The organism is Parachlamydiales bacterium, from assembly GCA_041671045.1.
Lineage (GTDB): Bacteria > Chlamydiota > Chlamydiia > Chlamydiales > JABDDJ01 > JABDDJ01.
The window spans coordinates 157,092-169,124 of sequence record JBAZCF010000005.1; the positions used below are offsets into that span (position 1 = coordinate 157,092).

A 12,033-nucleotide genomic window follows, 5' to 3' on the forward strand; every position below is an offset into this window, starting at 1 on the left:
ATTCTATACCTTGGACACTAAGTCTTTAGCCATACGACGCTTACATTAGCTCGGAAACCTAAGCTAACGATGCTTATATTAGTGTAGGGGTGCAACGTTATTTCGCCGCACCCCTAGCTAATTTGAAAGACTTACTAATGTTAGGGATGTCAGATAGCTTATGTTTGAACTCATGCTTGAAATACTGTTATGGCTCGAAGATGCAATTTGGATCTACTTTTGTTTCCCTTTTATCGTCTTGATGGGGATATACTTTTCCTGGAAAAGCGGCTTCGTTCAAGTGCGGAGCTTCACGACAGCCTTAAATAACTTTCTAACATTATTACGACAAAAACATGTGGCTGATGGCAAGGTTCACCCTTTGCAAGCTTTCTTTGCTTGCGTAGGGGGGTGTATTGGCATTGGAAATATTGTCGCAGTTTGCACCGCAGTCACAATTGGCGGTCCGGGTGCTCTTTTATGGTTATGGTTGACAGCTACCCTGGGCGCCATCATAAAATATTCGGAAGTATATCTTGGAATAAAATACAGGGTCGTCGATGCCCACGGACATTTTAGGGGCGGACCGATGTACTATTTACAGCGTGTTTTCAACGGAAGCTGGGCACCTATTACCGTAAGCCTTTTGCTTTGCATGTACGGCGTAGAGGTGTACCAGTTCAGCATCATGGCTTCCAGTATTTCCCTCAATTTTGACCTGCCTAAAATTCCAGTTGTGGGGGTGCTATTGGTTTTAGTTCTCTATGCTGCATGGGGCGGTATTCGTCGTGTGGGAATGATTTCCTCAGCTACAGTGCCGATTTTCGTCGTCGTCTATTGCAGTATGGGCGCCTATGTGATATTCCAAAATGCTGCGGTGATCCCTGAAGTGCTGCTCACAGTGTTTACGACTGCATTTACAGGGCATGCTGCCGTAGGCGGATTTATCGGCAGTACTATTTTGATAGCTGTAACGCAGGGGATACGCAGGGCTTGCTACACAGGAGATATCGGTATCGGCTACGCTTCTGTTATCCATAGCGAAAGTAGTGTGATACAGCCTGAAAAGCAGGCATCTTTAGTCATTGTAGATATTTTTCTGGATACGTTTATCATTTGCACTACGACAATACTACTCATATTGGTTACAGGGGTATGGAATCAGAATATTCCCCAAGAATTGATGGTGCAAACGGCACTTGGAACGGTTTTCAGCCATGTCGAATGGTTTATGCCCTTTTTTCTTTTCCTGTTGGGATTTTCAACTATAAACGCTTATTTTGCTGTAGGTCTGAATTGCGCCCAGTATCTGGGGGGAAAACCTGCAAAGATTGCCTATTTTATTTATGCTACGGTGGCGTTAGGACTCTTTTCCTTTGTGGACCCTACTGTAGCTCAAACAATAATGACCAGTGTCGGCGGCCTTCTGTTAATCATGAACTGTTATGGTATCTATGTCTTGCGGAACGAAATAGGGTTCGATATTGAAAGGGCAAGCAAAGCTAATCCAGAATCCTAAATCTTAAGGGAAGCGCCTTTAACTTGAATGACGCGTGAAGCGAGTTCAGCCCCAAGTTCTGCACATTTCTGCAAATGTTCCCCTTTTAAATATTGATCTAGAAATCCCACCGCAAAAAGGTCTCCTGCGCCGGTAGTATCTTTCACATGGACTTTCCTGGCCGGAAAATGCAGGGGTTCTTCCCCTTGTTTGCAAATCCAGCAACCTTCATCACCGATTGTAACGATAGCAAGGGGACATAAATCACTGATCGCCTTGGCCGCATCGCGAGGAGGTAGATTGGTTAGTTCTTGGGCTTCGTCTTTATTACTGAAAACAATATCTACGGAAGCAGTGAGAATTTTTTTGATCCTTTCAGAATACATAGCGACATACATGTAATTTGCTAAATCAAAAGAAACAAGTGCTTTAGCATCTCTGGCTTTGGCGGCGGCTTCTTCAACGATTGAGCCATAATCAAGTGCATAACCTTCAATATGGACCAAACGTTTATCTTTAAAATGATTCTGGGATAAATCTTCGCTTTTAACTTTTGCTCCGGGGATGTAACGCATAGTACGTTCACCCACTTCATTGACAAAGCAAAATATCCTGCCTGAGGGCTGTGGGACGCGTTCGTGAATAATCTCGATGTTGTAAGAGAGTAAATCTTCTGCTAGATATTCACCAAAGGAGTCATTGCCTATTTTACACGTCAAAAAACATTTCCATCCTAATTGGGCCAATCCGCGCATGACATTTGCGCAGCTACCACCCGGTGCAATTACCCCTTTATCCGTGATAGTTTTGGTGAGAGCACTTATTTCTTCTTCCTCGATTTCAGCAACGCTGCCTTTTTCCATTTTATTTTTAATGAGGAATTCATCACCCACCATGTACACAGTGTCTACAAAGAGGGCGCCGACACCTAAGATACTGCCAGTCATGAGTCTGAAGCCTTTTTAGGTTGTTTTAGCAAACGATAGATATAAAAACGATTGGCAAAGACATAATCAAAACCTGAATAAAGGGTATATATTGCAGCCAAAGCAACAATGACCGTAGCAAAAAGTTGTAAGGTGCTTTGAGTAATTTCCCCTGATGCAGCCGGGATGAGAAGCAAGGTGATGATCAATATTGCACTGGCTTGCACTCCTGCTTTGATTTTGCCGCTAATGCGTGCTGCTAAAGTATAGCCGCGCAGAGCACAGGCTGTTCTCAGTGTGCTGACAACGAAATCACGATACATGAAAATAAAGACTGTCCAGATAGGTAAGCGGATAGGGTCTTGAGTGAACGCTAAAAACATTGAGATATGAGAGATGCTGTCAGCCATAGGGTCAAGAATTTTTCCTAGCTCGGTCACTTGGTTGAATTTTCGGGCAAAAAAGCCGTCAAAAAAATCTGAAAGCTCTGAAATTCCTAATAAGGCGAGGAGGGCGTATGGGAGCCATTGCGAGTTAAGGCCAAACCAGTCAGGCTCTAGATAGACTAAAAGGAAAATAGGGCTGATAACAAGCCTAAGAAGAGTAAAATAGTTCGCAAGATTCACGATTTCATCCCTTCCGTCAATTCAATATAGTTTTTTTTTCTTGCATGATCCCTTCGTATATTTGGAGGTATTTATCCGCAGGATGATTCCAACTGAAATCAATAGACATGCCATTGACCATCATTTTACGCCATTTATCTTGGTGATGGAACCAACAGTCTAAGGCTCTCGCAAGGGCTGCTTCAAACTCTTTGTTATTCGGATTGTCGAAAGTATATCCATCAGCCATCTGGTCAGTACGGCCTGAGTTGTCCACGTCAAAGATCGTATCAGCTAAGCCGCCTGTTTTCCGTACGATAGGGATGCTTCCGTATTTCAGAGCGATCATTTGCGTTAGTCCACAGGGTTCGAAAAGAGAAGGCACAATAAACATATCTGATGCAGCGTAGATCAGGTGGCTCATGTCTTCTTGACTATTTAGGATGATGCTGACATTGGGATTGTCGTCGTAATATTCTTTTAGTTCATGAAATTCAGCCATAATACTAGGGATGGGTCCGGAGCCTAATAAAATAAACTGTCCGTTGTGTTCCTCTACATATTTAATAGCAAATTTGATGAGATCTATGCCCTTTTGTGGCACTAAGCGGGTAACACAGCCTACTAAAGGGCGATGAGATTCATTTAAGGCAAGTTTCTCTCGGAGATATTGCTTAATGAATCCTTTTTTATCCAGCGTGCAAAGGTCTTTTTTATCTAGGGGTTTTTCTCTCACAGAATAATGCGCGGGGAGGTATCGGTCAATTTCAGGGTTCCAAAAGGAATAGTCGATACCGTTTAAAATACCGGCAAATTTGAATGCATTTTGTTGAAGAGTTTTTTCTAGGCCGCGTCCTCCGTCGGGGGACATAACTTCTTTGGCATAATTCGGCGATACAGTGGTGAAGAAATCGCTATAGATGATCCCTCCTTTCATAAGGTTGATCAACTGGTCGTCGTGATTATCCTGCAGCTTGTTTGGTACGAGATAATTTGATCCTAACATGCCAATATTGTCTAGGTTGCTTTTTGAGCACTTACCTTGATATTCCATATTGTGGATGGTAAAAACGATCTTGGCGCTATTCAGGCCTAAAGGAGAATACATATCCTTGTAAAGAGGTGCGCAGATAGCAGTCTGCCAATCGTGAAGATGGATAATATTTGGCCTAAGTCCACTTTTGAACATGAATTCCATTGCTGTGCGGGCAAAGTAAAGGAAGCGGTCGGTATCATCTTCACAACCATAATAACAGCCGCGGTTAAAGAAGTAGCGCGCGTGGTGTGGTTCAATGAAATAAACTTTGAGATTTTCTACCCAGCCAACCCAGATAGTATTTGGATGCCATCCGCCTTCAAAAAAAGACATGAGATTAGTATGAAATACAGTAAGATCCCTGATTTCATTGCTGTTCATACAGTCGTATTTAGGAATGATAATATCTACGTCATGACCTTTCCAAGAAAGCTCTCTGGATAATCCTAATAGGACATCGCCTAGACCGCCCACTTTTGCTACGGGTGCTAATTCTGATGCTAGATGTACAATATGCATGTCGGTCTTCTCCCTGCGAAGCATCAGATTACAGGGAATACAATTTATGGACAAACAAATCCGAAGAGCAATTTACACATTAAACCCCACCTAATTCCTGGGTATTTTGACATGGGGGAATAACCTTCCCAAGGAGGAAACATCATATTAATATTCTATTATTAAGCTAATAAGTGAGTGTTTAGAACAGAGTGTAAAGAGAAGTTCAAGTTTCTAAAACATATTCAAATATCAAGGGGGCTACGATAGAAGCATCCGATTCAATAATAAAACTTGGAGTATCTATGCTTAGTTTCCCCCAGGTGATTTTCTCATTGGGAACTGCTCCGCTATAGGAGCCAAAGGAAGTGGTGCTATCGCTAATTTGGCAAAAATAAGCCCATAGAGGGACATTTTCATTCAAATCTTGGCGAAGAAGGGGAACCACGCAAATCGGAAAATCTCCGGCGATTCCTCCTCCGATTTGAAAGAAACCTATAGGATGGGATTGGTTTTTATACCATTCAATAAGAAAGGCCATTTGTTCTAAACCGGATTTTACAATATGGGTATTTTGAAGATCCTTAGATATCACATGTGAAACAATGATATTACCTAGGGTAGAGTCCTCCCATCCAGGGGTAAATATCGGTAGATTTTTCTCTTTGGCAGCGATAAGCCAAGAGTTTTTAGGGTCTATCTCGTAGCTTTGTTTAATAGAGGGGAGATCTAAAAGCTGGTACATATATTCGTAAGGGAAATAGCTTGTTTTCTCACGATCAGCATTTTTCCAAAGTTGCAGGATTTCTTTTTCAATTTTACGAATCGCAGTATCTTCAGGGATACAGGTATCTGTGACGCGGTTCATCCCCCTGTCATGAAGTTCCAATTCTTCCTGTTTGCTTAAGGATCGGTAGTGGGGAACCCTTAAGTAATGATGATGGGCAAGAAGATTGAAAATGTCTTCTTCAAGGTTTGCCCCTGTGCAGCAAATGGCATGAACTTTATCTTGGCGAATCATTTCAGCTAGGGATATCCCAATTTCAGCTGTACTCATCGCACCTGCCATAGCTAGGAACATTTTCCCCTTGTTTTTTAGATGGGCGCACCAAGCCTCGGCAGCATCTACACATACGGCAGCATTGAAATGTTTATAGTGCTTCTTCATAAAGGATTTGATGGTCATATTCATTTTGCCGTCTGTTGGAATTTGTAGCTTAGTAACTTATAGACTAGTTTTGCAGCTAAATAGTCCGGTGCGATGTTGTAGGGATTAGGACATAGTTCCACCACATCAAACCCAACAAGGTTGGTTTTTGCAGCAACCATTTTGAGGAATTTTAATGTGGGATTCCATTGCAGTCCCCCAGGTTCTGGAGTCCCGGTAGAGGGCATTATTGCAGAATCAAAGGCATCCAAGTCAAACGTAATATAGACATTCCCGGATAGCAAGCTTAGCGCTTGGTCCATCCAAAGGTCGGTTTCAAAAATGTCGTGGGCAAAGAAAGTGTTTTCTTTGGCAAGGTAGGGAAGCTCCTCGCTGCTAAGGCTGCGAATGCCGACGGAGACAGTTTTGGATATGTTAGGAAGCTCTTTTACACGGGACATTACTGAAGCATGGCTCCAAGGATTATCTTCATAGCTTGGCTGCAGGTCGGCATGAGCATCGAATTGTAAAATGGTCAAAGGGGCGTATTTCTCAGCATGCGCTTTGATGGCGCCATAGGAGATAGTATGCTCACCGCCTAATGTCACAACGAATTTACCTTCTTCAATATAATGATGTGCTGCCTTGTAGGTTTCTAAAAGCATTTCTTCTGTGGTTCCGCATGCAATAGGGGAAGCTGTGTAAATACCATTCAGAAAAACTTCCGAACCTGTTTCGATGTCGTATAATTCCATGTTCCTTGAGGCTTCTATCAAAGCTTCAGGCCCTTCAGAACTACCTTTTTGATAGGTAGAGGTTTTATCGAAGGGGACTTGCAGTAGGACGACACACGCATTTTTTTCTGCACCATAAGGGTCTGTAAGCCCCCCAAAACGATGGGAAATACCGTGGCCTTGACTAATGTATTTATTTGGGTCCATATTCTTAAACCACTAAATATGTGTAACTTTCAAGAGCTTGCTTAAACTCTTTTTTTACTTGAGCAGATTCTGCATTGGACAAGCGGCCGGCTTTTAGGGATTTCTCAATCATGAGATTAAGCTGGTTTTTCAGTTTTTCCGGATTATACTGAACATAGTGGAGAACTTCTTCGATGCTGTCGCCTTCCACTAGGCGCGATATTTCCCATCGGCCGTCAGGTCCAAGTTCGGCATGGACAACGTTAGTATCGCCAAAGAGGTTGTGTAGTCCGCCAAGAATTTCTTGATAAGCCCCTACAAGAAAGATGCCGAGATAGTAAGGCTCTTCTTGATAAGGATGTAAATTGATACAGTCTTCCGGTTCTCTCTTCCCTATAAAAGATGAGATCTTTCCATCGCTATCGCAGCTTAGGTCAGCAATGACAGCACGGTGGGAAGGTGTTTCTTTTAACCTATGAATGGGCATGACAGGGAAAAGCTGTCCGATAGCCCAAGCATCCGGAAGAGATTGAAAAACGGAAAAGTTACAGAAATAATTCTCTAAGAGAATTTGATTTAACTCTTCCATCTCCTCGGGAATATCATTTTGCTGTTGGAATAGAGAGCGGATTTTTAATAGTAAAACACGATAGCTTCTTTCCGCGTAAGCTCTTTCCTCAAGGCTTAACTTTTCATGGACAAACTCTTCTAATATTCTTTCCCTTAATTCCATAATATCATGGAAAACTTCCCTGCAGTTGCTGAGCGAGAGTTCTTTTTCCATTTCGGATAAGTTTAGAATGATTTCATGCTCGCTGGGGGGAGGGCCGCTTTCAATGGATTTAGGTGTAGAAGTAACATCAATGACTTCAATAATCATCACTGAATGGTGGGATACTATTGCGCGGCCTGATTCAGTGATGATGAGGGGGTCTGCAATCCCTGCAGTAAGGCAGGCTTGCCCTACTGTGTAAATGACATCCCGCGCATATTCTTCCAGTGTATAGTTCATCGAGGAGTCGGCAATGCTTTTTGTCCCGTCATAATCTACAGCAAGGCCTCCACCTACATCGAGGATATGAAGAGTAGGGTATTTAGAGGCAAGTTCAGTATACATCCTTACACCTTCATTCAAGGCTTTTTTAATGGACTCGATAGAGGTGATTTGGCTTCCGATATGAAAGTGAAGCAGCTTCAGCCATCCCGCTTTGCCGTGCGCTTTTAATATTTCTAAACAGTCCATAATTTCGTAGGAGAATAGTCCAAACTTAGAGTGTTCTCCACCGGAGGATTTCCATTTTCCGGTCCCTTTATTGGATAACTTCATCCGGAAGCCTAATTCAGCCTCCACACCTAAATTCTCTGCAATTTTGAGGACAAGTTTTAATTCATATGTCTGCTCAATAATGATAATTGCTTGCCGGCCTAACTTTGATGCCATGAGCGCCAGAGAGATATATTCCGCGTCTTTATAGCCATTGCATAGAAGAAGGGCATCTTCGCTTGTTTCAAGAGCAAGGATTGCTATCAGCTCCGGTTTGCTTCCTACTTCAAGCCCCATGCTATATTTTTGGCCTGATTGCTGCACTACTTCTACCACATGCCTTTGGGGATTCACTTTAATGGGGTATGCAATACGGTGTTCATTCCGGTACTGGAAATCTTTGATGGCGGATCTGAATGCTTGGGTCAGGGACTCAATCCTATCGCGAATAATCCCATTAAAACGGATAAGGATAGGAGCTTCGATTCCCTGCTCGACCAAAGAACTTATGAGTGAATAAAGGTCTCCTCCATTTCCTTGTCTATCGGGGATAACTGCAATATGGCCATCCTCATTGATTTTAAAATAGCTTTGACCCCATCTGTCAATCCAGTAAGTTTTATCGTCAGTCATAGAGGCTCAGTTGTTTTATATGTACTTAATCCTTTTTGTTATTTTTTACCATCCGAACGTAGTCAATATAAAATGCCGTATTGGAACAAAGAAGAGATAAAATAAAAAAATGGAATTTGTGCTAAAAAGTAGAATAGAAGCTATAATGGAAATCCTATGCCGAAAACTGAAATACCCTCAATTAAAAGACAAATTGCCGGCCTTCTCACCGTATTAGGTGCAGGACTTATCTTCGCGTTAGCGATCATTGGATACTTGCTTTATACTTATGGCCCTACAGGACAGTATAAAGCACAGAATATCCTTGTAGAACCTTCCCTGATGAAAAATCTCTCGTATATTGATACAGAGGTGAGTAGGGGAAAGGAAGGTAAACACGTCCTTGATCATGTGCAATTTCAAGTTTTCGACGAAAAAAGCGGCCAGTGGGATGTCTACATCTTAAACGATGATCAATATAAGCGTATTTACGACTTAGTGGCCCGCGATGAGAGCCTATTTCCGGTATCAGACGATTTAGAGAACAAATTTCGTTCCTCTCGTCTTGCCAATTTGGAGATTATTGCACGTCCGGAAATGCCCGGAAATTCCAAGGACCAAACAAAGACGTTCCTTTCAGTGGATTTTATTCCAGGAACTGATGCTTACAGGGTGTTTATCCGCACTTCCTCCATAGGAACGGACTACGCTTTTTTTATTCATCCCGATGTTTACCAAAAAGTCTTAAATATAGTTCGTACACCCAATGCATGGTAATTTGACATTTCTCGGTACAGGGGGCTCCCTAGGCATTCCAATGGTAGGATGCCAGTGCTCTGTCTGCAAATCGGATAATCCGAAAAATAAGCGGTTCAGATCTTCAGCTCTCGTGCAATATAGCAGCGAAAACATATTGATAGATTGTGGACCGGATCTGCGTCAGCAATCTCTTCAGCATAACTTAAATCATCTTGACGGGGTACTCCTTACCCACGCCCACTACGACCATACCGGCGGTATGGATGATCTGCGTCCCTTCTTGTTTAAAAGACACGAGCCACTACCCCTGCTGATGTCGAAAGAAACTTTGGGAGAGGTCACAATGCGCCACGGATACTTCATCGATGCTAAACCGGCTAAGGTGGAAGTCCATCTTCTTGAAGTGGAAAGGGGAGAGCGCACTTTCAAGAGGCTTCCCCTAAAATATTTTTCCTTTTACCAAGGAAACATGAAAGTTAATGGATTCCGCTTCGGCAATCTAGCCTATGTCTCTGATATTAAAGAATATCCTGAGTCCTTATTTGAGGATTTAGCGGGTGTCGACACCCTTATTTTGAGCGCCCTAAGATATGAGGCTTCTCCTCTGCACTTGACAGTAGATGAAGCCATCTCTTTGGCTGAAAGTTGCAGGGCAAAAAAAACATATCTCACACATATTTCTCATGAGCTAGACCATGAAAAAACAGAAGCGCTCTTGCCTCCGAATGTGAGATTGGCTTACGATGGTCTGGAATTAATCTTTGAAGCATAGAAAATGGAAAATACACTAGAACGTAAAAAAGCCCTTCTAATAGCCGCATATCATGGCAGCCAGGAACTACTCGTTTGTCAGGAACATCTCGATGAACTTTCACTTCTTGTAGACACCTATGGAGTAGACACAGCAGCAAAAATACCTTGCACCCTACGAAAAGTCGATGCCTCCACCTATTTTAGCAAAGGGAAACTGCAGGAACTTCTTCTAAAAGCTCAAGAACTGCAAGTTGATATGATCATCATTGATGAAGAGATCAACCCTAGCCAGCAGCGTAATCTGGAAAAGCTCTTCGGCCGCACAGTGATGGACCGCGCAGAAGTGATTCTCGGCGTCTTTGGGCAACGCGCTCAAACTAAAGAAGCCCGCTTGCAGATTGAACTGGCACAAGTAAAATACCAGATCCCTCGCTTAAAAAGATTGTGGACTCACCTTTCACGCCAAGCAGGAACAATGGGCGGCGGCGGAGCCTACCTTAAAGGGGAAGGCGAAAAGCAGATAGAGCTAGACAAACGCATACTAAGGAAAAAAGGGGAAGACCTTCAGAAAGAGCTGGACGAAGTCCGCCTTCATAGATCCACCCAAAGGCAAACACGCCAGAGAAGCGCCATCCCTTCATTTGCAATTGTAGGCTATACCAACGCCGGAAAATCAACACTTCTTAACGCTCTTACTAATGCAGATGTCTTTACAGAAGACAAGCTATTCGCTACCCTGGATACTACCACTCGTAGATATACCCTGTCTAACCAGCAGGATATCCTTTTAATTGATACGGTAGGTTTTATCAGGAAGCTTCCTCACCTACTTGTAGCTGCCTTCAAGAGCACTTTAGAAGAAGCCCTTTTCGCTGATATCCTTTTGCACGTGATCGACGTAAGCCACCCGCTAGCCGAAGAACAAGCGCAAACAACCTTCGAAGTCCTAAAAGAACTTAACGCAGGCAAAAAACCGATCATCACAATCTTGAATAAGTCCGATAAACCTGAAGTCAAAGACAGAGCCTTCAAGCTGAAACTCAAATACCCTAAATGTATCTCCCTTTCAGCCTTGAATCAAACAGGTTTTGAAGATCTTGCAAATGCGATGATTGAAGAGATAAAAAATCAACGTGCCATGGTTCAGTTGCGCATACCGCAAAGCGACTATGCTGTAGTCTCTGAAATTTTACGTGAAGGCATCGTCTTCCAACAAGAATATGTAGACGATTTCATCGATATGAAAGCCGAAATACCCACTCTACTTGCCCTTCGCCTTCAAAAATATACACATGAGTAACTCTTATACCATCCATGATCTTCCCCAAGCTGAACGGCCTAGAGAAAGGCTTTTAAAGCATGGATCGGAAGCTCTTTCCTCGGCGGAACTCATTGCGATTATTCTGGGAAACGGCACCCGGGGCACCTCGGTGCTTCAACTTGCACAACAACTTCTAAGCTCCTTCGGCGGCCTAGAAAAACTAGTGGATGCTACTCTTTCCGAGCTTTGCCAAGTCAAAGGAATTGGAAAAGCCAAGGGACTGCAGCTTCAGTCTGTTTTTGGTATATGTAAAAGAATCAAAACTGTTACACCACAAGAAAAGCCCACTATTGACTCCCCCTGGCATGTTTACAATCTCCTTAAAGACACTATCGCCCTTGCAAAACAAGAACACTTTATTGTGATAATGCAGGATACCCGAGGTTGTATGATCCACCAAGAAGTTGTAGCCATAGGGACTCTTACCGAAACCTTAGTTCATCCCCGAGAAGTTTTTTATCCGGCGATAAGAAATAAAGCCGCATCCATACTAGTTGCACATAATCATCCTAGCGGAGATCCCGAGCCTTCCCTTGAAGATATAGAGATTACAGAAAAGTTATGCGAGGCTGGATTACTGATGGATATTCCCTTAATGGATCACCTTATTATTGTTCCTACGCGATTCGTTTCTTTAAGACAAAGAGGGCTGAAGTGCTTTTTAAAGAAATAATGTTTATTGAAAGATATCTTAATCTTTTATTAACATAGATGT

11 protein-coding genes are annotated in these 12,033 nt (G+C 42.8%); 5 read left to right on the forward strand and 6 right to left on the reverse strand.

Translation table 11 applies throughout. From position 1 onward, the window contains the following. Nucleotides 1-160 precede the first annotated feature (160 nt). Complete coding sequence (locus WC222_07575) at nt 161-1,498, forward strand: amino acid carrier protein (protein MFA6916241.1); 1,338 nt, start codon at nt 161-163, stop codon at nt 1,496-1,498. Here the strand turns inward: WC222_07575 and WC222_07580 are convergent. From WC222_07580 to speA, 6 genes are all read right to left on the reverse strand, one after another. Continuing rightward, on the reverse strand, nt 1,495-2,424 hold the full coding sequence (locus WC222_07580) for an adenosine kinase (GenBank protein ID MFA6916242.1): 930 nt from the start codon (nt 2,422-2,424) through the stop codon (nt 1,495-1,497). The genes WC222_07575 and WC222_07580 overlap by 4 nt on opposite strands. Further along, nucleotides 2,421-3,029, reverse strand: coding sequence for a CDP-diacylglycerol--glycerol-3-phosphate 3-phosphatidyltransferase (gene pgsA / locus WC222_07585; protein ID MFA6916243.1), 609 nt, complete (start codon nt 3,027-3,029; stop codon nt 2,421-2,423). Before pgsA ends, WC222_07580 begins: the two co-directional genes overlap by 4 nt. A gap of 16 nt (nt 3,030-3,045) precedes the next feature. Beyond that, nucleotides 3,046-4,563 carry a glycogen synthase GlgA gene (gene glgA / locus WC222_07590; protein MFA6916244.1) on the reverse strand — a complete coding sequence of 506 codons (1,518 nt, stop codon included), beginning with the start codon at nt 4,561-4,563 and terminating at the stop codon, nt 3,046-3,048. Nucleotides 4,564-4,768: 205 nt separating this feature from the next. Beyond that, a complete protein-coding gene (locus tag WC222_07595; protein MFA6916245.1) occupies nt 4,769-5,710 on the reverse strand; it encodes a deoxyhypusine synthase family protein in 942 nt (313 codons plus the stop codon). 20 nt (nt 5,711-5,730) lie between these two features. After that, on the reverse strand, nt 5,731-6,630 hold the full coding sequence (speB, locus tag WC222_07600) for an agmatinase (GenBank protein MFA6916246.1): 900 nt from the start codon (nt 6,628-6,630) through the stop codon (nt 5,731-5,733). 4 nt (nt 6,631-6,634) lie between these two features. Further along, nucleotides 6,635-8,506 (reverse strand): biosynthetic arginine decarboxylase, encoded by a 1,872-nt coding sequence (speA, locus tag WC222_07605; GenBank protein MFA6916247.1) that lies wholly within the window; start codon nt 8,504-8,506, stop codon nt 6,635-6,637. Nucleotides 8,507-8,662: 156 nt separating this feature from the next. On the opposite strand from speA, the gene WC222_07610 reads away from it, so the two are divergent. Genes WC222_07610 through radC form a run of 4 tightly spaced genes read left to right on the forward strand, consistent with a single transcriptional unit; the run spans nt 8,663 to nt 11,991 of the window. Then, complete coding sequence (locus WC222_07610) at nt 8,663-9,262, forward strand: hypothetical protein (protein ID MFA6916248.1); 600 nt, start codon at nt 8,663-8,665, stop codon at nt 9,260-9,262. Next, nucleotides 9,252-10,016, forward strand: a complete 765-nt coding sequence (locus WC222_07615; GenBank protein ID MFA6916249.1) for an MBL fold metallo-hydrolase — start codon at nt 9,252-9,254, stop codon at nt 10,014-10,016. The genes WC222_07610 and WC222_07615 overlap by 11 nt, the downstream gene beginning before the upstream one ends. A 3-nt stretch (nt 10,017-10,019) precedes the next feature. Continuing rightward, a complete protein-coding gene (gene hflX / locus WC222_07620) occupies nt 10,020-11,297 on the forward strand; it encodes a GTPase HflX (GenBank protein ID MFA6916250.1) in 1,278 nt (425 codons plus the stop codon). Further along, the gene (gene radC / locus WC222_07625; GenBank protein ID MFA6916251.1) at nt 11,290-11,991 is read left to right on the forward strand and encodes a DNA repair protein RadC; all 702 of its coding nucleotides are present in this window, start codon (nt 11,290-11,292) and stop codon (nt 11,989-11,991) included. The genes hflX and radC overlap by 8 nt, the downstream gene beginning before the upstream one ends. Nucleotides 11,992-12,033: the final 42 nt, after the last annotated feature.

Bases quoted from the DNA above. Each gene is read 5' to 3' on its own strand.
- WC222_07575 (MFA6916241.1), top strand. From the start codon at position 161: ATGTTTGAACTCATGCTTGAAATACTGTTATGGCTCGAAGATGCAATT.
- WC222_07580 (MFA6916242.1), bottom strand. From the start codon at position 2,424: ATGACTGGCAGTATCTTAGGTGTCGGCGCCCTCTTTGTAGACACTGTG.
- glgA (MFA6916244.1), bottom strand. From the start codon at position 4,563: ATGCATATTGTACATCTAGCATCAGAATTAGCACCCGTAGCAAAAGTG.
- WC222_07595 (MFA6916245.1), bottom strand. From the start codon at position 5,710: ATGAAGAAGCACTATAAACATTTCAATGCTGCCGTATGTGTAGATGCT.
- speB (MFA6916246.1), bottom strand. From the start codon at position 6,630: ATGGACCCAAATAAATACATTAGTCAAGGCCACGGTATTTCCCATCGT.
- speA (MFA6916247.1), bottom strand. From the start codon at position 8,506: ATGACTGACGATAAAACTTACTGGATTGACAGATGGGGTCAAAGCTAT.
- WC222_07610 (MFA6916248.1), top strand. From the start codon at position 8,663: ATGCCGAAAACTGAAATACCCTCAATTAAAAGACAAATTGCCGGCCTT.
- WC222_07615 (MFA6916249.1), top strand. From the start codon at position 9,252: ATGCATGGTAATTTGACATTTCTCGGTACAGGGGGCTCCCTAGGCATT.
- hflX (MFA6916250.1), top strand. From the start codon at position 10,020: ATGGAAAATACACTAGAACGTAAAAAAGCCCTTCTAATAGCCGCATAT.
- radC (MFA6916251.1), top strand. From the start codon at position 11,290: ATGAGTAACTCTTATACCATCCATGATCTTCCCCAAGCTGAACGGCCT.